This window comes from Streptomyces sp. NPDC093149 (assembly GCF_044754145.1).
GTDB lineage: Bacteria > Actinomycetota > Actinomycetes > Streptomycetales > Streptomycetaceae > Streptomyces.
Genome location: NZ_JBIVON010000003.1, coordinates 479,130 through 502,123 on the forward strand (window position 1 = coordinate 479,130; position 22,994 = coordinate 502,123).

The 22,994-nt window shown below is 71.3% G+C and carries 23 protein-coding genes; 17 read left to right on the forward strand and 6 right to left on the reverse strand.

All coding sequences use genetic code 11. The features are described 5' to 3' along the window. The first annotated feature begins 25 nt into the window (after window positions 1–25). The 7 genes from ACIQCZ_RS12665 to ACIQCZ_RS12695 all read left to right on the forward strand — a co-directional run bounded on the left by ACIQCZ_RS12665 (window position 26) and on the right by ACIQCZ_RS12695 (window position 6,893). Window positions 26–421 (forward strand): helix-turn-helix transcriptional regulator, encoded by a 396-nt coding sequence (locus ACIQCZ_RS12665; RefSeq protein ID WP_351073997.1) that lies wholly within the window; start codon window positions 26–28, stop codon window positions 419–421. 48 nt (window positions 422–469) lie between these two features. Further along, complete coding sequence (gene modA, locus ACIQCZ_RS12670) at window positions 470–1,276, forward strand: molybdate ABC transporter substrate-binding protein (RefSeq protein ID WP_402281853.1); 807 nt, start codon at window positions 470–472, stop codon at window positions 1,274–1,276. Window positions 1,277–1,384: 108 nt separating this feature from the next. Then, window positions 1,385–3,337 carry an ABC transporter permease gene (locus ACIQCZ_RS12675; protein WP_402281854.1) on the forward strand — a complete coding sequence of 651 codons (1,953 nt, stop codon included), beginning with the start codon at window positions 1,385–1,387 and terminating at the stop codon, window positions 3,335–3,337. Window positions 3,338–3,895: 558 nt separating this feature from the next. Then, window positions 3,896–4,693 carry a tyrosine-protein phosphatase gene (locus ACIQCZ_RS12680; RefSeq protein WP_402281855.1) on the forward strand — a complete coding sequence of 266 codons (798 nt, stop codon included), beginning with the start codon at window positions 3,896–3,898 and terminating at the stop codon, window positions 4,691–4,693. A gap of 167 nt (window positions 4,694–4,860) precedes the next feature. Beyond that, complete coding sequence (locus tag ACIQCZ_RS12685; RefSeq protein WP_402281857.1) at window positions 4,861–5,799, forward strand: hypothetical protein; 939 nt, start codon at window positions 4,861–4,863, stop codon at window positions 5,797–5,799. Window positions 5,800–5,943: 144 nt separating this feature from the next. Continuing rightward, window positions 5,944–6,348 carry a DUF1992 domain-containing protein gene (locus ACIQCZ_RS12690; RefSeq protein ID WP_402281859.1) on the forward strand — a complete coding sequence of 135 codons (405 nt, stop codon included), beginning with the start codon at window positions 5,944–5,946 and terminating at the stop codon, window positions 6,346–6,348. 59 nt (window positions 6,349–6,407) lie between these two features. Further along, window positions 6,408–6,893 (forward strand): GNAT family N-acetyltransferase, encoded by a 486-nt coding sequence (locus tag ACIQCZ_RS12695; protein ID WP_402281860.1) that lies wholly within the window; start codon window positions 6,408–6,410, stop codon window positions 6,891–6,893. Window positions 6,894–6,970: 77 nt separating this feature from the next. On the opposite strand, the gene ACIQCZ_RS12700 is transcribed toward ACIQCZ_RS12695, so the two are convergent. Further along, the gene (locus tag ACIQCZ_RS12700; protein ID WP_376272631.1) at window positions 6,971–7,351 is read right to left on the reverse strand and encodes a VOC family protein; all 381 of its coding nucleotides are present in this window, start codon (window positions 7,349–7,351) and stop codon (window positions 6,971–6,973) included. 195 nt (window positions 7,352–7,546) lie between these two features. Here ACIQCZ_RS12700 and ACIQCZ_RS12705 point away from each other — a divergent pair, with 195 nt between their 5' ends. Then, window positions 7,547–8,062, forward strand: a complete 516-nt coding sequence (locus ACIQCZ_RS12705) for a DUF6328 family protein (RefSeq protein ID WP_402281863.1) — start codon at window positions 7,547–7,549, stop codon at window positions 8,060–8,062. A gap of 21 nt (window positions 8,063–8,083) precedes the next feature. Here the strand turns inward: ACIQCZ_RS12705 and ACIQCZ_RS12710 are convergent, their stop codons facing one another. Continuing rightward, window positions 8,084–8,911, reverse strand: a complete 828-nt coding sequence (locus ACIQCZ_RS12710) for a VOC family protein (protein ID WP_402281865.1) — start codon at window positions 8,909–8,911, stop codon at window positions 8,084–8,086. Window positions 8,912–9,030: 119 nt separating this feature from the next. Beyond that, the gene (locus tag ACIQCZ_RS12715; protein WP_402281866.1) at window positions 9,031–9,363 is read right to left on the reverse strand and encodes a DUF6479 family protein; all 333 of its coding nucleotides are present in this window, start codon (window positions 9,361–9,363) and stop codon (window positions 9,031–9,033) included. Between the two features lie 416 nt (window positions 9,364–9,779). Between ACIQCZ_RS12715 and ACIQCZ_RS12720 the strand changes: the two genes are divergently transcribed. From ACIQCZ_RS12720 to ACIQCZ_RS12750, 7 genes are all read left to right on the forward strand, one after another. Further along, window positions 9,780–10,199, forward strand: a complete 420-nt coding sequence (locus tag ACIQCZ_RS12720) for a hypothetical protein (RefSeq protein ID WP_376279922.1) — start codon at window positions 9,780–9,782, stop codon at window positions 10,197–10,199. A 65-nt stretch (window positions 10,200–10,264) separates the two neighbouring features. Continuing rightward, the gene (locus tag ACIQCZ_RS12725) at window positions 10,265–10,831 is read left to right on the forward strand and encodes a 2Fe-2S iron-sulfur cluster-binding protein (protein ID WP_402281869.1); all 567 of its coding nucleotides are present in this window, start codon (window positions 10,265–10,267) and stop codon (window positions 10,829–10,831) included. After that, entirely contained in the window at window positions 10,828–11,814 is a 987-nt protein-coding gene (locus ACIQCZ_RS12730; protein WP_402281871.1) for an FAD binding domain-containing protein, read from the forward strand. The genes ACIQCZ_RS12725 and ACIQCZ_RS12730 overlap by 4 nt, the downstream gene beginning before the upstream one ends. Before the next feature lie 39 nt (window positions 11,815–11,853). Next, complete coding sequence (locus ACIQCZ_RS12735) at window positions 11,854–13,953, forward strand: xanthine dehydrogenase family protein molybdopterin-binding subunit (protein WP_402281873.1); 2,100 nt, start codon at window positions 11,854–11,856, stop codon at window positions 13,951–13,953. A gap of 173 nt (window positions 13,954–14,126) precedes the next feature. After that, the gene (locus ACIQCZ_RS12740) at window positions 14,127–14,636 is read left to right on the forward strand and encodes an ATP-binding protein (RefSeq protein WP_402281875.1); all 510 of its coding nucleotides are present in this window, start codon (window positions 14,127–14,129) and stop codon (window positions 14,634–14,636) included. A 185-nt stretch (window positions 14,637–14,821) separates the two neighbouring features. Continuing rightward, window positions 14,822–16,246: an NADP-dependent succinic semialdehyde dehydrogenase gene (locus ACIQCZ_RS12745; RefSeq protein WP_402281877.1), complete on the forward strand. Its 1,425-nt coding sequence runs from the start codon at window positions 14,822–14,824 to the stop codon at window positions 16,244–16,246. A 9-nt stretch (window positions 16,247–16,255) separates the two neighbouring features. Continuing rightward, the gene (locus ACIQCZ_RS12750; protein ID WP_402281878.1) at window positions 16,256–18,643 is read left to right on the forward strand and encodes a phosphoketolase; all 2,388 of its coding nucleotides are present in this window, start codon (window positions 16,256–16,258) and stop codon (window positions 18,641–18,643) included. 230 nt (window positions 18,644–18,873) lie between these two features. Here the strand turns inward: ACIQCZ_RS12750 and ACIQCZ_RS12755 are convergent, their stop codons facing one another. Next, window positions 18,874–19,200 (reverse strand): plasmid stabilization protein, encoded by a 327-nt coding sequence (locus ACIQCZ_RS12755; protein ID WP_402281879.1) that lies wholly within the window; start codon window positions 19,198–19,200, stop codon window positions 18,874–18,876. 153 nt (window positions 19,201–19,353) lie between these two features. Further along, entirely contained in the window at window positions 19,354–20,469 is a 1,116-nt protein-coding gene (locus tag ACIQCZ_RS12760; RefSeq protein WP_402281881.1) for a chemotaxis protein, read from the reverse strand. Window positions 20,470–20,597: 128 nt separating this feature from the next. Here ACIQCZ_RS12760 and ACIQCZ_RS12765 point away from each other — a divergent pair, with 128 nt between their 5' ends. Both ACIQCZ_RS12765 and ACIQCZ_RS12770 read left to right on the forward strand, forming a co-directional pair. Next, window positions 20,598–21,092, forward strand: a complete 495-nt coding sequence (locus ACIQCZ_RS12765) for a DUF1269 domain-containing protein (RefSeq protein ID WP_402281883.1) — start codon at window positions 20,598–20,600, stop codon at window positions 21,090–21,092. An 86-nt stretch (window positions 21,093–21,178) separates the two neighbouring features. Next, window positions 21,179–21,745 carry a hypothetical protein gene (locus tag ACIQCZ_RS12770; RefSeq protein ID WP_402281885.1) on the forward strand — a complete coding sequence of 189 codons (567 nt, stop codon included), beginning with the start codon at window positions 21,179–21,181 and terminating at the stop codon, window positions 21,743–21,745. Between the two features lie 281 nt (window positions 21,746–22,026). Here the strand turns inward: ACIQCZ_RS12770 and ACIQCZ_RS12775 are convergent, their stop codons facing one another. Further along, entirely contained in the window at window positions 22,027–22,851 is an 825-nt protein-coding gene (locus tag ACIQCZ_RS12775) for an endonuclease I family protein (protein ID WP_402281887.1), read from the reverse strand. Window positions 22,852–22,994: the final 143 nt, after the last annotated feature.

Below are 22,994 nucleotides of genomic sequence, written 5' to 3' on the forward strand. Positions count from 1 at the left end.
GAACAATCCGAATATCTTGTCGCACATGCAGTCCTACACAATCGGGCAGGCGGCGCGTCTCCTGGGGGTCAGCCCCGACACGGCCCGCCGCTGGGCGGACGCCGGAAGGGTCGCGACCCATCGCGACGAAGGCGGCCGCAGGCTCATCGACGGCCGCGATCTGGCCGCGTTCTCCATCGAGATCGGCCAAGGCGGCGGAGGCGAGGAGGAGGCCTCGTACACCTCGGCCCGCAACGCCTTCCCGGGCATCGTCACCGGACTGAAACTCGGCGACGTCGCGGCCCAGGTCGAGATCCAGGCAGGCCCGCACCGGCTGGTGTCGCTGCTCACCCGGGAGGCCGTCGAGGAGCTCGGACTGGAGGTCGGCATGCGGGCCACCGCTCGTGTGAAGTCCACCAGCGTGTACATCGACCGCGCCTGATCGCGCATCACCTACGACGTGCCTCACCCTCAAGGAGCCTTCGGCAACATGACGACCACCCTCACCAGACGCCGCGCCGCCGCCGCGATCGTGACCGCAGCGCTGCTCGTCCCGCTCGCCGCCTGCAGCGGCGGTGACGGCAACAAGAAGGACTCGGGCGACAAGTCCGCCTCGTCCTCCGGCGCCCCGGCGGCCCGGCTCACGGTGCTGGCCGCGGCCTCTCTCACCGACGTGTTCAAGACCGCGGGCGCCGCGTACGAGAAGGAGCACCCGGGTACGAAGGTGACGTTCTCCTTCGCCGGGTCCCAGGAACTCGCCGCGCAGGTGAAGCAGGGCGCCCCCGCCGATGCGCTGGTCACCGCCGACACCAAGACGATGGACGGGCTGAAGTCCGACACCGGCGCCCCCACCGTCATCGCCAAGAACCGTCTCGTCATCGCCACCGGGGAGGGCAACCCGGAGAAGATCGCGAACCTGAAGGACCTGACGAACCCCAAGCTGAAGGTCGTCCTGGCCGCCCCCGAGGTGCCGGTCGGCCGCTACAGCCAGCAGGTCCTCGACGCCCAGAAGCTCACCGTCAAGCCGGTCTCCCAGGAACCCAACGTCCGCGCCGTCCTCAGCAAGGTCGAGCTGGGCGAGGCCGACGCGGGCATCGTCTACAAGACGGACGCGGCCACGGCCACCGACAAGGTCGACGCCGTCGACATCCCCGACGCGCAGAACGCGGTGGCCTCCTACCCGGCGGCCACGCTGCGGCAGTCCAAGAACTCCGAGGCCGCCACGGCGTTCGTGAAGTGGCTCAGCTCCCCCGAAGCGCAGAAGATCCTGCAGGACGCGGGCTTCCAGCAGCCGTAGCCGGCGCGCCGAACGCACCGCACGAGGGCCGCCCGGGACGGGGGGACCGGGCAGCCCTCGTGCGATCGAGCCAGTCCCGCACCCACCGACCGATCCCGGGAACCTCCGATGAGAGCCCTCCGCAGCCGCGTGCCCGGCGCGCGTACCCCTGTCGCCCTGGCGCTCCCCGCGCTGCTCGCCGTCGCGTTCCTGCTGATGCCGTTGATCGGCATCCTCGCCCGTACCTCCTGGACCGACCTGGGCGCCCATCTCACCACCCCGGGTGTCACACAGGCGCTCAGGCTGTCCCTGCTCGTCTCGTTCTGGGCCCTGGGCCTGTCGCTCCTGCTGGGCGTTCCCCTGGCCTGGCTGCTGGCCCGGGTCGACTTCCCGGGCAAGGCGATCGTGCGGTCGCTGGTCCTCCTGCCGATGGTGCTGCCGCCCACCGTGGGAGGCGTGGCGCTCCTCCTCGGCTTCGGCCGCCGGGGCCTGCTCGGCCCCTGGCTGGAGGACACCTTCGGGATCACGCTGCCGTTCCACACCTCGGGCGCGGTGGTCGCGGCGACCTTCGTCGCGATGCCGTTCCTGGTGATCAGTCTCGAAGGGGCGCTGGCCGGGCTGCGACCCTCCTACGAGGAGACCGCGGCCTCCCTGGGGGCCTCACCGGCCCGGGTGTTCTTCACCGTGACCCTCCCGATGGTCGCCCCCGGCCTCGCCGCCGGAGCCGCACTCACCTGGGCACGGGCGCTCGGCGAGTTCGGCGCGACCATCACCTTCGCGGGCAACCTGCCGGGCAGCACGCAGACGCTGCCCCTCCAGGTCTACCTGCTGCTCCAGGACTCCCCGGAGGCCGCCACCTCCGTCTCGCTCCTGCTGCTCGCCATAGCCATGGCCGTACTCGTAGGGCTGCGCGGGCGCTGGACCGGGACCCCGCGCGACCGCTCGCGCGACGCCGGACCCGCCGCGGACGGCGCGGACGACACGGACGGAGCACGCACGCCGGCCGCCCGGCCGGGCCACACGACGCCCCCGGTCCCGCAGCAACGCCGCTCGCTGCACGCCGAGGTCACCGGCTTCAACCGACTGACTCTCGACGCGGCACCCGGCACCACGATCGCCGTCGTCGGACCCAATGGCGCGGGCAAGACGACCCTGCTGCGGGCCCTCCTCGGCCTCACCCCGCGCGCCCGCGCCCGGCTGCGCCTCGGTGACACCGACGTCACCGCGCTGCCCCCGCACCGTCGCCAGGTCGCCTGGGTGCCGCAGAACGGCGCGCTCTTCCCGCATCTGAGCGCACTGACGAACACGGCGTACGGACTGCGGGCGCACGGCGTCCCCCGGGCCGAGGCCCGCCGCGAGGCGCGGCAGTGGCTGGACCGGCTGGGCGTCGGTCATCTCGCCCACCGCCGGCCGGCCCAGCTCTCCGGCGGCCAGGCCCAGCGCGTGGCCCTGGCCCGCGCGCTCGCCGCCCGCCCCTGGCTGCTGCTGCTCGACGAGCCGCTCGCCGCCCTCGACCAGACCACCCGGGCCCATGTCCGGCACACCCTGCGTACCCATCTCGCCGGGTTCGGCGGCGTCTGTCTGATCGTCACCCACGACCCCGTCGAAGCGGTGTCCCTGGCCGACCGGGTCCTGGTGCTCGACGAGGGCCGCACCCTTCAGGACGCCGCGCCGGCCGAGGTGACCCGGCATCCGCGCTCGCCCTGGGTCGCCCGGATGCTCGGTCGCAACGCCTGGCCCGGCACCGCCGCCCCCGACGGCACCCTCGCCCTCGTCGGCGGCGGCCGGCTGGTCGTCGCGGACTCTCTGGCCGAAGGGACGGCCGCCCTCGCGATCATCGCGCCCGAAGCGGTCTCCGTGCACCACGACAGGCCCGGCGGAAGCCCTCGCAACGTGTGGCCGGGCACGGTCCGTGAGCTCACCGCTGTGGGGAGCCGGCTCCGGGTGGTGATCGTCTCGGACGAGGTCCCGGACCTGGTCGCCGAGATCACTCCCGAAGCGGCGACCGAGCTGGGGCTCGGTGAGGGGACGGCCGTCTGGACCAGCGTGAAGGCGACCGAGGCCATCGCCGTCGCTCTGTGAGTCGATCGACTGTGCGTCCGACGGTGTTCACCACCGCGCGGCGCCGAAGGGTCGATGTCATGCCTCCGGCGGTCCATCCGTGAGGGAAGGGCGTACCCGTGGCCGGGGCGAGCGCGGAGCATGTCGGCATCGACCTCCGGGCGCCGGTCCACTGGTCCCCTCGCGCGGGCGTACGCCCGAGGTGCTCGTCCCCAAGGAGGTGCGGGTCCTTTCGAAGGATTCCGACGGACCGCCCCGATCGCACCGCGATGAGGAATCGGGTGGCTGGAAATCCAACAGCCTTCGGAGCGGTCGCGCACACCACGGGTTCTCGTCGAGCGCGATGTCCGGGAACGCGGCACGTCGAATGCGTCACCTTCCTGACCTGGTGTTCCTCCGTTCCGGTGTTTTCGGCCCGGGGGACGTGGTGGCGATTTCATTTTCTTCCCCGTCTGCCGCGGGGGCCCCGATCGGTGTCCGTGCGGCGTTTTACTTTGTCGAATTCCTGACCGCGTGCGACGTTTGATCGGGCCAGATCTGATCAATTCGCCCACGTGTCGGGAAAAGGGGAAGTTCATCGTGCAGACCGCCAGGGCAGTCCCGGCATCCACCGTCGTCAATCTGCGGGATCTGGGCGGCATCGCCCTGGAGGCCGGACGTCGGGTCAGGCCGGGCGCGGCACTGCGCTCCGGCCAGCTCAGCGGGCTGGACGCGGCGCAGGACAGGGCGGTGGCCGCGCTCGGCATCCGCACCGTCGTCGATCTGCGGACCGCCGACGAGCGCGCGGCGGCACCCGACCGGTTGCCTCCCGGCGCCAGGCTCTTCGTCGCCGATGTGCTCGGCGACAACCCGGGTGTGGCCCCTGCCAGGCTGCGCGCGCTGCTGGCCGATCCGGTGGCGGCGGAGCAGTTGCTGGGGGGCGGGAAGGCGGAGGAGCTGTTCGCCGGGACCTACCGGCAGATGGTGCTCTCACCGGCGGCCGCCGCCGCGTACCGGGCCTTCGTCGAGACGGTCGCCGACGACCGTGCCCGCCCGGTGCTGTTCCACTGCACGACCGGCAAGGACCGTACCGGCTGGGCCACCGCGCTGCTCCTGATGCTGCTCGGTGCGTCACGGGACGTGGCGCGGTCCGAGTTCCTCGCCGTGAATCCGGTCGTACGGGTCGCCTACGCGCCGTACGTACAGGACTTTCTCGACGCGGGCGGCGATCCGGAGATCGCGTCCGCGATCATCGAGGTCCGCCCCCGCTATCTCGACATGGCGCTCGACGCCATGGACGAGAGGTGGGGCGGCCTCGACGGGTATGTGCGCGACGGTCTGAGGGTTCCGCAGGCCGTCGTGGAGCGCCTGCGCAGCGGGCTTGTGGTGCCGGCCTGAGCCGAGCGCCGGGATTCCGGTCCCCGGCCTGTTTCCTCGGCGGGTTCTTCGCGGGAGCGGTGAGAGGTGGCCTCGCGTACTCCTGGGTTGACTTGATACCCCCAGGGGGTATGTTGGAGTCCATCGGGGGGGCGCTGCCTCCCGTGGACCCGCTGGAGGACACCGTCATGAACAACGCACTGAGGATCACCGCCTTCGCCGCCGCGCTCGCCGCGACCTTCGGTACCGCGTACGGCGTGGGCCGGGGCCTCGACCCGCTGGTGGCGGCGGAGGACCGCCCCGCGCAGCGGCACGCCGAGCACGGTGCGGGGGAGGAGGGCGGGGAGAAGGGGGCATCGGGCCGCGTGGCCGGCGGACTGCAGATCTCCGACGGCGGCTACACGCTGGCCCTCGAAACGCCCACGATACGAGCCGGGGACCGGACCGGGATCCGATTCGCGATCACGGACGACAACGGTCGCAAGGTCACCGACTACCGGCGCGAGCACGGCAAGGAACTCCACTTCATCCTTGCTTCGAGCGACCTCACCGAATTCCGGCACCTGCATCCGGTCCGGGCGGCCGACGGAACCTGGGCCACCCCCGTCGACCTGCCCAAGGCCGGTGGATACCGGGCGTTCGCCGACTTCACCCCCGCCGCCGAAGGTGCCGAGAACCTCACGCTCGGAGCGGACTTGGCCGTCTCCGGCACGTACCGTCCCGCGGCGCTGCCGGTCCCGCGCGCCACCGCCGAGGTGGACGGCTACCGTGTCGCACTCGACGGCGAACTCCGTGCCGGCCGGGGCGGTGAACTGAAGCTGACCGTCAGCCGGGACGGCCGGCCCGTCACCGATCTGCAGCCCTATCTCGGGGCGTACGGGCACCTGGTCGCCCTGCGCTCGGGCGACCTGGCCTATCTTCACGTCCATCCGAACGAGGGCGGCCCCGGCCCCGTGGTGTCCTTCTCGGCGACGGCGCCCAGCGCGGGTACGTACCGGCTCTTCCTCGACTTCCGGCACGAAGGGAAGGTGCGCACCGCGGCGTTCACCGTGCGCGTGGCGCCGGAGAAGGGTGCCGCCGAGCCCCAGGAGAGCGGAACCGAAAAGTCCGGAGCGCATGCGCACTGAAACGGCTCGGGGGAGCGCCCCGGACCTCCGAAGTGACGCCGCGCAGGCGCCCGTTGTGGAGCGACGGTCGCGGTGCGGCGGGCGCCCCGCCGGCCCTGGGTATGGTGAAGGTGCCGGATTGCGCATCTCCGAGAGGGGCCTACGGTGACCGAACGCAAGCCTGCGGGCGTCAGCTTCGAATCATGGGTGGACAAACAGATCCGCGAGTCCGAGCAGCGCGGCGAATTCTCGCAGTTGCCGGGTTTCGGCAAACCGCTCGACGGTCTCGACGCCCCCTATGACGAGACCTGGTGGATCAAGCGGAAGATGCAGCGGGAGGGAGTGTCCGTGCTCCCGCCGACCCTGGCGCTGCGCAAAGAGGCGGAGGACGTGGCCGAAGCCGTGTCCGGGGCGCGGACGGAGGCGGAGGTGCGGCGCATGCTGACCGAGGTCAACGAGAAGATCCGGGCAGCCGTCAGGCGGCCGCCACCGGGTCCGCTGCTGAACCTCCGGCCGTTCGACATCGACGCAGTCGTCGAGGAGTGGCGCGCCACGCACCGTCCGTCGTAGTCCCGGGGCCGCGGATCGGGGAACGAGCGCTGCGACTCCGGATGCGTAATACTCCCTGCATGACATCGAGCATTACCCTGGATGGGGTGCGCCGCGAGGCCATAAGGATCAGACGGGCGACCGTGCGGGACGCCAAGCGGCTCACCCGGCTGGTCAGGACCTCGCGTGCTTATGAGGGGCCCTACGCCGCCATGGTCGCCGGATATCGGGTGGGACCCGACTACATCGAGACCCATCGGGTCTTCGCGGCCGTCGAGGACGGCACGGACCGGCTCCTCGGGTTCTACTCATTGGTCCTCGCCCCGCCGGAGCTCGACCTCATGTTCGTCGCCGACGCTGCGCAGGGACTCGGCATCGGGCGGCTGCTCATCGGGCACCTGCGCGACGAGGCGCGGCGCACCGGTCTGACCGCTGTCCGGATCGTGTCGCATCCGCCCGCCGAGGGCTTCTACAGGAGCGTCGGCGCCCGGCGCACCGGCACCCTTGCGGCCAGCCCTCCGGCCGTGATGTGGGACCGGCCCGAACTGGTGCTGCCGATCGCCTGATCCGGCCCGCAGGGGCCCGGCCGGGCCCGCGTGCGGATCCCGGCCGGCTCCCTTCTCCCGAACGCCGTGCTACGGGGTCAGCCCCCGTACGGCCGCGTGATGATCTCCATGGCGTGACCGACGGGATCGAGGAAGTACATGCCTCGGCCACCGTCGTTGTGGTTGATCTCGCCCGGATGCTTCTGATGGGGATCCGCGTAGTACGTGATCCCGAGCTCCTTGATGCGGGCGTACGCCGTGTCGAACTCCGGTTCCGAGACGAGGAAGGCGTAGTGCTGCATGACGATCGACGCTTCGGGAATGGTCGCGAAGTCCAGGGTGACCCCGTTCGCGGTGGCGACCGGTATGAACGGGCCCCATTCCGCGCCGACTTCCAGACCCAGTATGTCTGCCAGGAACTCGGCGGACTCCCGGTTGTCCCGGGCGTGAATGATGGTGTGGTTCAACTCGACTGACACTGTGGAATGCCTCCAACGGGCATCTCACGGGCACCTCCACGCCTCACCCGGCCGGTGACCGACGCGCGATGCCGTACTCAAGATCCTAGGCGGGGCCGTGCCGGTCGTCGAGACCCCGGCGGGTGTCCGCCCCGAGGTCTACGGTGGGGGCAGGGGGAAGGTGGAGTACTCCGCGTATCGGGACGGAGGCATACGGTGACCCCGGCAGATCACCTCCCCGGCGGCGGGCGCCGCGACCCGGGCCGGCACGAGACGTCCGAGGAACGGGCGGACCGGCAGTGGGCGGAACTGCTCCAGGAGCTGCGGGTCGCCCAGACGGGCGTCCAGATCCTGTTCGGCTTCCTGCTCGCGGTCGTCTTCCAGCCGCGTTTCGCCGAGCTGTCGGCCGCCGACCGGACCATCTACGTGATCACCGTGATGCTGGGATCCGCCACCGCCGCCGCCCTGATCGGACCCGTGTCCTACCACCGTCTGCTCACCGGACGACGGCTCAAGCCGCAGACGGTCGCCTGGGCCTCACGGCTGACCCTGCTCGGACTGGTCCTGCTGTTCTGCACCATGTGTTCCGCGCTGCTGCTCATCCTGCGGGTGGCCCTGCACAACTCGCTCGCCCTGTGGCTGGTCGGCGCCATGGCGCTGTGGTTCCTGGTCTGCTGGTTGGTGTTCCCGGCGCGGGCGATGGCCCGCTCCTCGCGCGAACGCCGGAAATGACCGCCGCACGGGGCCATCCGTTCAGCCGGAACCGCTCACGACGGGGCCCCGGACGTCCGTGACCGTGAACAGCCCGCCGTCCGGGTCCAGCAGGGTCGCCTCGCCGCCCTCCCCCAGCGCGCTCTGCTCGACCAGGCAGCCGCCGTTGCGCCGCGCCGCCTCGACCGTGGCCGCCAGATCCGTGACGGGGAAATAGACCTGCCAGTGCGGGCGGACCAGTGGATCCGGTGCGGCCTCCACCGCGCCGGAGCTGATCCGGGCGAGCTGCCGCCCGTCGCAGTCGACGATGACCTCGTCCGTCTCGTACGACACCTCGCAGGAACCCGGACGTCCGCTCGCCCAGTCGAGCACTCCGCCGTAGAAGATCGCGGCATCGAAGGCGTTCCTGGTGTGCAGCCGCAGCCAGGCGTGCGAGTGGCCGTCCGGTGCGGGCGGCGAGGTCGACGGCTCGGTCCGCTCCCAGATGCCGAACACCGCACCGTCGCGGTCCGCGGCCAGCGCGCCGCGCCCCTTGCCGAACGCCAGCGGCCCCACCGCGACCGTCCCGCTGCGCTCACGGATGCGCGAGGCGGCCGCGTCCGCGTCGGGAACCGCGAAATAGGGGGTCCAGGCAACGGCCACCCGGTACGCCGCCGCCACCGCACCGATGCCGGCGACCGGCACGTCGCCGCGGCGGGCGACGGAGAACTCCTGCCCCAGCCTGCCCGGCCGGAAGGACCAGCCCAGCACGGCGGCGTAGAACGCCTGCGCCGATTCCAGGTCGCGAGTCATGAGATTGACCCAGCAGGGCGCTGCGGATCCGGTCAGCGGGGCCGGCATCGACACCGCTCCAGGATGGCTTCCGGTCATGGTCCTACTGCCTTCATCGGTTCTGCGGCCCGCGTGTGCCGACGGCCGTCGACCCTCACCAGCCTCTCCGCGGGCGGTCGCTCCCGCAACACGCGGCAGACGTCCGGGCCTCCGGCAGGTCAGTCCCGCCGCTCGTCGCTGTCGCGATGGATGGTCTCGCTCCCGTGGTCGCCGAGCTCGTAGGGGGACAGGCCGCGTCCGTCGGGCGGGAAGCTGTCGTCGCCGTGGACATCGCGCTGCTCGATGTGGCTGCGGTGGTCCGGCCGCGGCGGCTGCTCCTCGGGCCGGGGTGGAGGAAGTTCCTGGTCGCGACGCCGCCTGCCCAGCCACACGGCACCGATCAGCATGCCCACCAGCGCCACTCCGACAATGCCCATCACCGCCCCGGTCGCGCCCCGCCCGTCGGCGAGGTCGAGGGCCAGTGAACCGAGGTCTCCGTTCGATACGTCCATGCCTCCCGAATACCCCGAGGCGGAGGCATCACTCGATATGGGACAGGAATTCATATTTTAAGTGGATATAAAGCTAAAAGCGTTTTGATCACACAAGGGCAGCCGGTGTCGGTCACCCGGCTCGGGCTCCCGGCCCTTTGCCGGTGGACGTCCTCGTGTCGCCGTCGACCGGCCGTGGGGCGAGCCTGGAGATGATCCTCGAATCGCCGGAGGGAGGCCAGGGGAGCGCCGAATCCGCTCGGTCGACGGCCGGCCCACCGGCATTCGGCCCGCGGTGTCCGGTTGGACGCGGGGCGTGCCACGACGCACACGCTTTCGGGACCCACGCGGCGGAGATGGCCGCCGAGGGCCCGGTCCGCACCTGCGGTTCCCCCGGCGCGTGGATCGTCCCACCATGCCGAGCGGAAGGAGCCGCGGTGAACAGCACCAAGGAGAGGCAGTCGGAGCAGGCCCTGCACGGTCAGGAGGTCACGGTCGTCATCAGCGGGTGCGACACGGGCGACGCGCGGATGGTCTTCGACGCGCTGAGGGCCGCATTCACCACCGATCGGGCATCGGTCGACGTACCGAGGAAACTCGCGGAGAGGCGCCCCACCGCATGGGTGGCGACCGTCGATGTCAGCGAGGAGCGAGTGGTCTCGGGGCCGGTCTCGCTCGGTGCGCCCGTATCGGTCGACGTGCTGGGCGGTTACTGGGCGGTCGAACGCCTCCGCAGGAGCCTGGCCCACGCCTTCGACGTACGGGTCGTCGGGACGGTCTCCGGAGACCAGGAGGAGGAGGTGCGGCTGCGCCTGCGGAGCCGGTCGGCGGACCACGGCCCGGCGACGGAGCAATGAAGCGGGAAGCGGCGATCCGTCTGGTAGAAAACGGGCAAAAGGCCACCCCTGAAAGGTGCGAGTGAGTGGACCCCTCACACGGGCGGGACGACGGCGCGCGACAGCCGGTAGCGACCGCCGACCGTTCCACCCTGACCCTGCACATCAACGGAACCGAGCGGACCCTGACGCTCGATCACCGCACCACGGTCCTGGACGCCCTGCGCGAGCACCTGGACCTCACCGGAGCGAAGAAGGGCTGCGACCACGGACAGTGCGGGGCGTGCACCGTCATCGTCGACGGGCGGCGCGCCAACAGCTGCCTGCTGCTCGCCGTGGCCCACGACGGCGCCCGCGTCACCACCGTCGAGGGCCTCGCCGACGGCGACCGCCTCCACCCCGTCCAGGAAGCCTTCCTGGGCCGCGACGCCCTGCAGTGCGGCTACTGCACACCCGGTCAGATCTGCTCGGCCATCGGCCTGCTCGGTGAGGCGGCGGACGGCTTCCCGTCCCACGTCACCGCACCTGCCGCCACCGTGACCGCCCCCGCGTCGCTCGACGCCGCCGAGATCCGCGAGCGGATGAGCGGCAACCTCTGCCGCTGCGGCGCCTACCCCCGCATCGTCGAGGCGATCGAGGACGTGGCGCCGTGAAACCCTTCGCCTATCTCCGCGCCCGGTCCGCCGCCGAAGCGGTCCGTGAGGGCTCCGCGCACCCCGGCGCCGCTTTCCTCGGCGGCGGCACCAACCTCGTCGACCTGATGAAGCTCGGGGTCGAGACACCCGCCCTGCTCGTCGACATCAGCCGACTGCCCCTGGACCGGGTGACCGAGGCCGCCGACGGCGGCCTGCGCATCGGTGCCACCGTACGCAACAGCGACCTGGCCGCCCATCCCGCGGTACGCACCCGCTACCCCGCCCTGTCTCAGGCACTGCTGTCGGGTGCCTCCGGGCAGCTCCGCAACACTGCCACGACCGGCGGCAACCTGCTGCAGCGCACCCGCTGCCCCTACTTCCAGGACACCACGAAACCGTGTAACAAGCGGGAGCCCGGCAGCGGGTGCCCCGCCCGTGAAGGCGCCCACCGGGATCTCGCGGTGCTCGGTCACTCCGAACACTGCGTCGCCACCCACCCGTCCGACATGGCCGTCGCCCTGTCCGCCCTCGACGCCACATTCCAGTTGCGCGGACCGGACGGCGAACGGACCGTACCCGCCACCGAATTCCACCGGCTGCCGGGCGACACCCCCCAACAGGACACCGAGATCCGGGCCGGTGAGCTCCTCACCGAAGTGGTCCTGCCGCCGCGCCCGGACGGCGCCGGCTCCCTCTACCGCAAGGCCCGCGACCGTGCCTCGTTCGCCTTCGCCCTCGCCTCCGTCGCCGCGGTGCTCAGCATCCGCGACGGCCGGATCGAGCACGCGGCGCTGGCCTTCGGCGGACTCGCACACCGGCCCTGGCGCGCACACGCCGCCGAGGACGTGCTGCGGGGCGCACCGGCCACCGACGAGACCTTCGCACAGGCCGTGGACGCCGAACTCGCCGCGGCCCGGCCGCTGCGCGACAACGCCTTCAAGGTGGGCCTCGCCCGCAGCCTGGCCGTCACGGCACTGGCCGAACTCGCCGCCCGCAGCTGAGCAACCGCAGACACGACCCGCAGACGTGAGGACCCCGTCATGAGCCAGGCCCCTCCACCACTGGGCACCCCCGTCGTCCGCCGCGAGGGCCGGGACAAGGTCACGGGCACCGCCCGCTACGCCGCCGAACACACCCCTGAGGGCTGCCTGTACGGCTGGCCCGTCCCCGCCACGATCGCCCGCGGCCGCGTCGGCGCCGTCCACACCGCCGCGGCACTGGCCCTGCCGGGTGTGCGCGCCGTCCTCAGCCATGACAACGCCCCGGCGCTGAAACAGCCCGACGACCCGATCCTCGCCCTCCTCCAGGACGACCGGGTCCCGCACCGGGGCTGGCACATCGCACTCGTGGTGGCCGACACGCTCGAACACGCCCGTGCCGGGGCCGAGGCGCTGCGCATCGACTACGAGAGCGCGGCGCACGACGTCGTGCTGACCGAGAACCACCCCGGCCTCTACACACCGGAGATCGTCAACGGGGACTACCCCGCCGTCCGTGAACGCGGCGACGCCGACCGGGCCTTCGTCGCGGCGCCCGTGCAGGTCGATGCCACCTACACCGTCGGCGCCCTGCACAACCACCCCATGGAGCCGCACGCGGCGACCGCCCGGTGGACCGAGGACGGGCGACTGATCGTCCACGATTCCAGTCAGGGCTCCACCAAGGTCCGCGACAGTCTCGCCGCCGCGTTCGGACTCCGGCCGCAGCAGGTCACCGTGGTCTCCGAGCACGTCGGCGGCGGCTTCGGCTGCAAGGGCACCCCGCGCCCGCAGACCGTCCTCGCCGCCATGGCCGCGCGCCACACCGGACAGCCCGTCAAGATCGTCCTGCCCCGGCGCCAGCTGGCCGCCGTGGTCGGCCACCGTGCCCCCACCCTGCAGCGCGTCCGGCTGGGCGCGGAACTCGACGGCACCCTCACCTCGGTCATCCACGAGGTCGTCACCCACACCTCCACCCTCAAGGAGTTCGTGGAGCAGGCAGCCGTACCGACCCGCGTCATGTACGGATCGGGCCACAGCCGTACCGCCCACCGGGTGACCGCCCTGGACGTGCCGAGTCCCTCCTGGATGCGCGCACCGGGCGAGGCCCCGGGCCTGTACGCGCTGGAATCCGCCATGGACGAACTCGCCGCGGCCCTCGGCATGGACCCCGTCGAACTGCGCCTGCGCAACGATCCGGTGAACGAACCCGATTCGGGCCGCGCGTTCAGCAGCCGCGGCCTGGCGGCCTGCCTGGAGGAGGGGGCGGCGCGCTTCGGCTGGTACGACCGCGATCCGCGCCCCGCGGTCCACGAGGAGGGGCCGCTGCTGCTCGGCACGGGGGTCGCCTCGGCCACCTACCCCGTGTACATCGGGGCCTCCAGCGCCTCGGCGCACGCGGCACCCGACGGCTCCTACCGCGTCCGGGTGAACGCCACCGACATCGGTACCGGCGCCCGCACCGTGCTCGCGCAGATCGCGGCCTCCGTGCTGCACACCCCGGTGGAGAACGTCCGCATCGACATCGGCAGCAGTGACCTGCCCGACGCGCCACTGGCCGGAGGCTCCTCGGGCACGGCCTCCTGGGGCTGGTCCGTGCACAAGGCGGCCACCGCTCTCCTGCGGCAGCTGAGCGAGCGCACCGGCCCTCTTCCCGCCGAGGGGCTGACGGCCCTCGCGGACACCGAGGAGGAGACCTCCGAACAATCCCCTTACGCGCGCCACGCGTTCGGAGCGCACTTCGCCGAGGTCGCCGTCGACTCCCGCACCGGAGAAGTGCGGGTGCGCCGGATGCTGGGTGTCTTCGCCGCCGGGCGCATCCTCAATTCCAGGACCGCGCGCTCCCAGTTCATCGGTGGAATGACCATGGGAATCGGCATGGCCCTGACCGAGGGCAGCACGATGGATCCCGTCTTCGGCGACTTCACCGAGAGCGATCTGGCCTCGTACCACGTGCCGGTCTGCGCCGACGTGCCGCGGATCGAGGTGCACTGGATCGATGAGGAGGATCCGCATCTCAACCCGATGGGCAGCAAGGGCATCGGTGAGATCGGCATCGTCGGTGCCGCGGCGGCCGTCGGCAACGCCGTCCGGCACGCCACCGGCGTCCGGCTGCGCAACCTTCCGCTCACCCCGGACACCCTGCTGCCGTACCTGCTCTGACCTGGACCGATTCACCCGAACGGCCGGACCGCCCTGTCCTGTGTTGCGCAACCGGCTCTGCCGGGTCACTCTGTGGAGTGACCTATCAGTGACATCCGCTCACTCTTCGTGTTCGGGGGGTCGTTGGTTCAATGAGGCGAAGTCAGTGGGCCTCGATGTGAGGAGCCTCGACGATGACCGTTCAACTCGACCGGCACTATCTGGTCGAACTCCAGGTTTCGGCAGAGCGTGTTTCCCAACTGCGGCGAATAATCGCCGCGCACCTCCGCCACTGGAGTCTCGAACTTCACATCCGGCCGGTGTGCCGGGGTGTGGAGGAGCTGCTGACCAATGTCCACCGGCATGTCGGTGACGACAACAATTGCGTCGTCGAACTCCGCTGGTCCGGGCGGCATCTCACGGTCTCCGTCGCCGACAACGGCTCCGAGATGCCGCGACTGCTCAGCTCCGGCGGCGGCGGCCTCAGCCGCGTGATGGCGCTGAGCGACAGCTGGGGGACCTGCCGCACCGCCGAGGGCAAGGTGGTCTGGTTCACCCGGTACGCGAAGGAGCCGCGCACCGTCGGCCTGGTGCCGTCGGCGCCGCTGCCCGGTGTGGGCGAGTTCCGCCGTCACCCCGTCGCGGTCCCGGACGTCGTCCCGGAGACCACGACGGCGTCCGGCGCCGCGCCCGCTCTCGTCTGAAACGGGCCCCGGGACCGGTACCGCCGGCTTCCGTACCCGCTGAACGCTTTCACCCTCCCGGCGCGGACGGCGTGCACATCGCACGCATGGTCCGCGCCGGTCGGGTATCCGCCCGGCAGGGCCCGCGTTGCGGCACGACGCAGGGCGCGGCACGGTCGAAGTACCGAGGCAAGGAGACCACTGTCATGCCCATCGCGACGGTCAACCCCGCGAACGGCGAGACCCTCAGAACGTTCGACGCGCTGGGGGCGGCGGAGATCGAGCAGAAGCTCGCCGTCGCAGACACCGCGTTCCGGGAGTACCGCACCACCGGATTCGGTGAACGGGCCCGGCTGCTGAAGCTGGCCGCCGCCCTGCTCGACGACGACCAGCAGGACATCGCGCGCACCATGACCACCGAAATGGGCAAACCCGTCAAGGCGGCCCGCGCGGAGGCCGCCAAGTGCGCGAAGGCGATGCGCTGGTACGCGGACCACGCCGAGGAACTCCTCGCGGACGAACATCCCGCCGATGCCGATGTGCGGGACTCCGGCGCCTCCCGCGCCTATGTCCACTACCGCCCCCTGGGAGCCGTCCTCGCCGTGATGCCGTGGAACTTCCCGCTCTGGCAGGTCGTGCGGTTCGCCGCCCCAGCGCTGATGGCCGGGAACGTCGGGCTGCTCAAGCACGCGTCCAACGTGCCGCAGACGGCGATGTACCTGGAGTTCCTGTTCCGCCGGGCGGGGTTCTTGGAGGGATGCTTCCAGACCCTGCTGGTGGGATCCGGAGCGGTCGAGTCGATCCTGCGCGACCCCCGGGTCGCCGCCGCCACCCTCACCGGCAGTGAGCCGGCCGGCCGCTCGGTCGCGGCGATCGCGGGCGACGAGGTGAAACACACCGTCCTGGAGCTGGGCGGCAGCGATCCGTTCCTCGTCCTGCCGTCGGCGGACGTCGCCAGGGCCGCCCGCACGGCCGTGACCGCCCGGGTGCAGAACAACGGCCAGTCCTGCATCGCCGCCAAACGGTTCATCGTGCACACGGAGGTGTTCGACGAGTTCGCGGAACGATTCACCGTGGGCATGCGTGATCTGACCGTCGGCGATCCGCTGCGGGAATCCACCGACGTCGGCCCCCTCTCCAGCGAACAAGGGCGCGCCGACCTGGAGGAACTGGTCGACGACGCCGTGCGGCAGGGCGCGCACGTGCTGTGCGGCGGCGGCCGGCCCGACGGCCTGGACCCGGAGCTGGAGCGCGGCTGGTTCTACGCCCCCACCGTCCTCACCGGGATCACGCCCGCCATGCGCATCCACCGCGAGGAGACGTTCGGCCCCGTCGCCACGCTCTACCGGGTCGAAGGACTCGACGAAGCCGTGGCACTCGCCAACGACAGCCCCTTCGGCCTCAGCTCCAACGTATGGACCCGCGACGCCGACGAGGCCCGCCGCTGCGTGAGCGATCTGCAGGCGGGCGGAGTCTTCTTCAACGGCATGACCGCGTCCCATCCCGCGCTGCCCTTCGGCGGCGTGAAGCGCTCCGGCTACGGACGTGAACTCGCCGGGCACGGCATCCGTGAATTCTGCAACGCGACCACCGTCTGGTACGGCCCCGAGCCCGTCGGCGCCTCGTCCTAGGAGACGTACATGAGCCACGCCGCCCATCCGCCGGCGACGCCCGGCCCCTCCGACGAAGAGATCGTCGCACTCGACGCCTACTGGCGGGCCGCGAACTACCTGACCGTCGGGCAGATCTACCTCATGGCCAACCCGCTCCTGAGCGAGCCGCTCGCCCGGGAGCACATCAAGCCCCGCCTGCTCGGCCACTGGGGCACCTCGCCCGGCCTCAATCTGGTCCACACCCATCTCAACCGCGTCATCAAGGCCCGCGGTATCGACGGGCTGTGCGTCTGGGGCCCCGGACACGGCGGGCCCGCGGTCCTCGCCAACTCCTGGCTGGAGGGCAGTTATTCGGAGACGTACCCCGATGTCGGCCGGGACGCCCACGGGATGGGGCTGCTGTTCAAGCAGTTCTCCTTCCCCGGCGGGGTGCCCAGCCATGTGGCGCCGGAGACCCCGGGCTCCATCCACGAGGGCGGCGAACTCGGCTACGCCCTCGCCCATGCCTACGGCGCCGCTCTCGACCACCCGGACCTGCTCGTCACCTGCGTCATCGGTGACGGCGAGGCCGAGACCGGGCCGCTCGCCGCGTCCTGGCACTCCAACAAGTTCCTCGACCCGGTGCACGACGGAGCCGTCCTCCCGATCCTCCATCTCAACGGCTACAAGATCGCCAACCCGACGGTGCTCGCCCGTCTCCCGGAGCCGGAACTCGACGCCCTGCTGCGCGGTTACGGGCACGACCCCCTGTACGTCGGTGGCGACGACCCCCTCACCGTCCACCGCGCGATGGCCGCCGCGATGGACCGCGCCGTCGACCGCGTCCGGGAACTCCAGGCCGCGGCCCGGACCGGCGGTACGACCGAGCGCCCGCACTGGCCGATGATCGTGCTGCGCACCCCCAAGGGCTGGACCGGCCCGGCCGAGGTCGACGGCGTGCCCGTCGAAGGAACCTGGCGGGCCCACCAGGTCCCGCTGCCCGGTGTCCGGGACAGCCCCGACCATCTGCGGCAGTTGGAGGCGTGGATGCGCTCCTACCGGCCGGAGGAACTCTTCGACACGGCGGGCCGTCCCCGTCCGCAGGTGCTCGCCTGCGTGCCCGAGGGCGCGGCCCGGCTCGGCGCGAGCCCCTATGCCAACGGCGGTCTGCTCCTGCGGGATCTGCCCATCCCTCCGCTGGAGGACCACGCGGTCGAGGTCGCCAAGCCCGGAACCGTGCTGCACGAGCCGACCCGGGTGCTGGGCGGCCTGCTGGAGGCCGTCATGGCCGCCACCGCCGAGCGCCGCGACTTCCGGGTCGTGGGCCCCGACGAAACCGCCTCCAACCGGCTCGACGCCCTCTACGAGGCCACCGGCAAGGCGTGGCAGGAGCGGACCCTGCCCACCGACGAGCACCTCTCCCGCGACGGACGCGTCATGGAGGTCCTCTCCGAGCATCTGTGCCAGGGCTGGCTGGAGGGATATCTCCTCACCGGCCGGCACGGTCTGTTCTCCTGCTACGAGGCGTTCGCCCATATCGTCGACTCGATGGTCAACCAGCACATCAAGTGGCTCAGGACCTCCCGCCGGCTGGCCTGGCGCCGCCCCATCGCGTCGCTCAACTACCTGCTCACCTCGCACGTCTGGCGCCAGGACCACAACGGGTTCTCCCATCAGGACCCCGGATTCGTCGACCACGTCCTCAACAAGAGCCCCGAAGTCGTCCGCGTCTATCTGCCGCCGGACGCCAACACCCTGCTCTCCATCGCCGACCATGTGCTGCGCAGCCGCGACTACGTCAACGTGGTCGTGGCCGGCAAACAGCCGAGCTTCGACTGGCTGACCCTCGACGAGGCCCGCGCGCACTGCGCCCGCGGCGTCGGTGTCTGGGCGTGGGCGGGCACGGAGGACGGCAGCCGCGATCCCGACGTGGTGCTCGCCTGCGCCGGTGACGTGCCCACGCTGGAGACGCTGGCCGCAGCCGATCTGCTCCGCAGACATCTGCCGGAACTGGCGGTACGGGTGGTCAATGTGGTCGACATGACGCGGCTGCTGCCCCAAGGGGCGCACCCGCACGGAATGCCGGACTCCGAGTACGACGCGGTGTTCACCGGGAACTCCCCGGTGATCTTCGCGTACCACGGTTACCCGTGGCTGATCCATCGCCTGGCCTACCGGCGGGCGGGTCATGAACATCTGCATGTGCGGGGCTACAAGGAGGAGGGCACCACCACCACGCCCTTCGACATGGTGGTCCGCAACGATCTGGACCGCTACCGACTGGTCATGGATGTCATCGACCGGGTGCCCGGCCTGGGTGTCCGTGCCGCGGCGGTGCGCCAGGCGATGGCGGATGTCCGCACCCGCCACCATGCCTGGATCCGCGAGCACGGCACGGATCTGCCCGAGGTGGCCGACTGGACCTGGAGCGGCTGACGCCGCCCCGGCCCTGACGGTGTGGGCTCAGAGCCTGTCGGGTGACCTCCGACCGGGCGGGCGCGGTCCGGTGCGCACGCTTCCCGCGTCGTCGTCGGTCGCCGACGTTCCTTCCCCGGGCTCTCAGCCGCGTTCGAGCAGGGGAGACCCCGTCCGACTCCCTCCTCCGCCTCAGAACCGCACGCACCGGACCGCGCCCGCCATCCGGTCCGAGGCCACCCGACAGGCTCTCAGCCGCGGCCGACCGCGCGCGCGAGCTCGGCCTTCGTCATGTTCGAGCGTCCGTGGACGTTCTTCTTCTTCGCCTCTTCGTAGAGCTGGTCGCGGGTCGGTCCCCCCGCTCCGCCGTGGGCGCGCGGGCCGCCGCGCCGTGAGGACGACATGTCCTCGACGGACGTACGGCTCGTGGTCCTCGACTCGCCGGCGCGGGCACGCTCCTTGTTGACCGTGCGGGCCGCGATCTCCTCCGCCCGGTCCTCGCTGACCCCCCGCTCCTGCGCGCTCTCCTTGATGTGTTCGTACTGCCGTTCCCGTCTGGCATGGGATCCACGTGGCATGGTGCGGTCTCTCCTCTCGTCAGGACTTCTCCCGGGGCCCGGAGGCTCGTGCCGGGACGCGATCGGGGCCCTCTTCAGTCTCCCAGCGGCCCCTGGGGCCCGCATGCCTCGTGCGGTGGCTGACGGGGCGTGCGGCGTGTGGTCGCGGCCCGCTCAGTAACGCAGGGCCGCCGCGATCCCCCCGTGCTCCGCCAGTGATCCGTCCGCGAGGAAGACCACATCGGAGCCGCTGTCCAGAGCCCTCTCGACGAGCTCGTCCACGATGTCCTCGCGGACCGAGCTGTCCGTGAGGTCCGCGGCTTCACCGCTCACGGGTTCGAGGTGCTCGTCGCTCACCCGCACGGTCTGCTGGAAGTGCTCCTCCACGGCGACCAGCCCTGCCCGGCCCTCCCGTACCGCGGCCCACACCTCGTCGAGACCACCGGCGAAGGCGCGGCGACCGCGCGCCTCGTCCAGCATGCCGTCGATCTCCGCCGAGAACCTCTGCTGACGATGGTCGAGCGCGGGCCGCAGCTCCTTGAGCAGGCCGCTCGGCGTCATGTCGGCCGGTACGCCCTTGGTGACGCGGCCCACGGCCGCCCCGGCGCTCTCCCCGACCTCGTCCAGGAGGGCGAGCGCGGGGGCGAGGCCGACCAGATACAACGGGCGGGGGTCGGCGGCCAGTACCGCGCGCAGTTTCTCGTCGACGGTGCGCAGGAAGGTGCGTGTCTCCTCGTCGCTGAAGGTGCTCGGGGTGTCTCCGATCCGCTCCTCGCGCTGCGGGTCGGGCGCCTCCCGCGGCGCCGTCAGCGGGAACCCGCCGGTCTCCTCCTCGTGCACGACGTCCGCCGTGCCGCTCCACAGCGCGGCGTGCTCGGCGGAGACGGCGAGCGCCCAGAACGGCTGGGCCTGGGCCTTCGCGGCGACCAGGTTCCGGGTCAGATAGGTGTCGCTGAGCACCACCCGATCGGGCGCGGTGCGCGGGAGCTGCCAGACGTGGTGCTCGTCGGCGGTGACGAGGAGCACCAGGGAGTCCAGGGCCCGGCGGGGGTCCACCTCCGCGACCGCCCGGTCGAGCTGTTCCCGGACGGCGCTCCGGGCCTCGCGGGTGACCGCCGGGTCCGCCTCCAGCCGGTTGCCGGCCTCGGCCACCAGGTTGCGCAGCCGTACCGAGTCCTGGGCGTTGTCCGGAGCGCGGCGGTGCGTCGGCATGGTCAGGGACACGGCTGGATAGGGCTTGGCCGCCCGCAGCTCCTTCAACAGGCCGGCGGTCAGGGCATCCGCGTCCATCGTTGTCTCCCAGGGGCTCGGCTCCGCTTGTCCGCTCCCGAGCGGAGCGGGTGCACTCGACGAGTCAATTCATACCTTTTGAACCTAATATGAGCGAGTTGTCTGCAGTTGGTCACAGGAGGTGCGCGATGTCCACACTCACCGTGTGGAAGTTCCCGTCGGCCGAGGGCGCCGACCGCGTGGAGGCGACACTCAAGTCCCTTCAGAAGGAGGGGCTGATCAAGATCCTCGACGCGGCCGTGGTCAGCTGGCCCGCCGATCGGCCGAAGCCCAGGACCAAGCAGTTGATCAATCTCGTCGGTGCCGGGGCGCTGAGCGGCACGTTCTGGGGGATGCTCTTCGGCCTGATCTTCCTGATGCCGCTGCTGGGCGCCGCGATCGGCGCGGCAGCCGGGGCGCTGGGCGGCAAGCTGGCCGATGTCGGCATCGACGACGACTTCATCGCGGAGGTCAAGGAGAAGGTGACGCCCGGGACTTCGGCCCTCTTCCTGCTGACCATGAACGAGGTGCCCGACCGGATCGGCGCGGCGCTGCCCGATGGAGGCGCCGAACTGCTGCACAGCAACCTGGACACGCGGAGCGAGGCGCGGCTGCGCGAGATCTTCGGCGAGGAAGCCGCTTGACCGTCCGGGCCCGGCGAACCGGGCCTTCGCATTGCGCCTGCCCTGACCCCCATCTCCCCAAGTCCTTACGAGCAGACGGAGCGTCCGTGATTGCGACCAGACCCCTGCGGCACGCCCCCGGCGGCCGCGCAGCCCGTAGCCTGGCCCTCGCCGCGCTGGCTGCGGTGATGATCTCCGGTACCGCCGCCTGCGGCGGCTCCGGCACCACTTCGCCGGGTACGGCCAGGAGCACCCGCACGATGTCCCCGGAACCGTCCCCGACCCCCTCCGGCAGCGCCAGTCAGCGCTCCCAGCAGGAGTTCGCCGCATCGGTCTCCGCGGCCGCCGAGCGCAACCGGCAGAAGGCCGTCAAACAGCTCGAAGGCGTCCGGGGGACGGGCAACGCGGTCGGTGACGTCTCCGTGACGGGGCTGGCGGTCGAGAAGTCCGAGCAGTTCCGCAGTGCCCTCGTACGGGTCACCAACCGGACGGACAAGGCCGCCTTCTACGCCGTCAAGGTGGAGTTCGTCGATGCGTCCGGGAAGGTGCTCGACACGGTCGTGCTCGGTCTGGCGGACGTTCCGCCCGGCCGGACCGTCAGCGAACACGCGAACAGCCGCAAGGCGGCCGGCGTCAAGACGTTTCCCCGGATCGCCCAGGCCGAGCGCAGCTGACGGGCGGGCCCGGGGACTCGGGGCCCTTCGTTCGGATCAGGCAGGATCGGCGAGGCGCGGCACCCCGGCGCGCGAGCCCTGCGTGATCCGAACGACAGGCCCCGGGGGCCGAGCCGTCAGCGCCGATGACCTGCCCTCCGCCCGGCCCGTCCCACTCCCCGGTGTCGGGCAGCGGGATGGCATGGGCGGCCTTCGGTGCCCCGCCTCGCACGAGGGGGCCACGGCCCGGTGTGCGAGCGGCATGGCCGGCCGGGGCGGCGAAGTGGGTTGGCCCGGCCCGCCTACCAGATGGACGCGACCCACTCCGGGTGGTCGATGAACGGGTTCCGGTTGTGCTGGTACTGGTTGAATATGACGTCGTTGCGCCGCTTCTCGAAGCTGTCCGGCGGGTCCTCCTGGCTCCACGCCTTCAGTACCGAGAGGCGGCCGATGTTCGGCGCGGAACCGTTGGACACCTTGTCGTTGGGTTCGAGGTCGGGGAAGGCGTCGTCGCCCTCGTAGCGCACCGCCATGTAGAGGATCATGCGGGCCACATCGCCCTTGACCGCGTCGCGCGGTTCGAAGGAGTCGCTGTCGGTGTAGTTGCCCGGTGCGCCGCTGACCGCGCTGCCGCCGTTGTCGAAGTCCTTGTTGCCGCGTATGGAGTTGACGGTGACGTCCTCCGGGCGCAGATGGTGGATGTCCGTGCCGGGGCCGGTGGCGGTGCCGAAGTCGCCGTGGGACTTGGCCCAGACGTGCTCGCGGTTCCACTGGCCGACCGAGCCGCCGTTGTTGCTCTTGGGAGTGGAGCGTCCGGAGTAGAGGAGGACCACGTTCGAGGGGTTGGCGGGGTCCTCGTCCGTGTTCTTGAGGGCGTCCCAGACCTGGCTGTAGGAGATCTTGGTCTGGCTGCTGATGATCGTGTGCAGCGCGCTCTTGAGCGCGGTTCCGGACTTGCCGACGGCGTCCTGGTAGTACGTGTCGTCGAGAGTGCTGAGCGGTGTCGCTGCGACCGGTGCGGCCCGGGGTGTGGTGGCCGGCGCGGCGGCGGCGGTGCCGGCGAGTACCGCGAACGCGGCGAGGGTCGCCAGCAGGGGGCGCCGGTAGGGGACGTGACGACGGGACATGTGGGGTGTCCTCTCCGAGAATGCGGGCACCGCGAAGCCGCCGCGAGGTGGGAGACGGTGCCGCGGTGGTCGTGTGGTACTGGGTCAGCGGGAGCCTTCCACACGCACCGTGACCATGGTGTGAACGCTGTGTACCTATCATG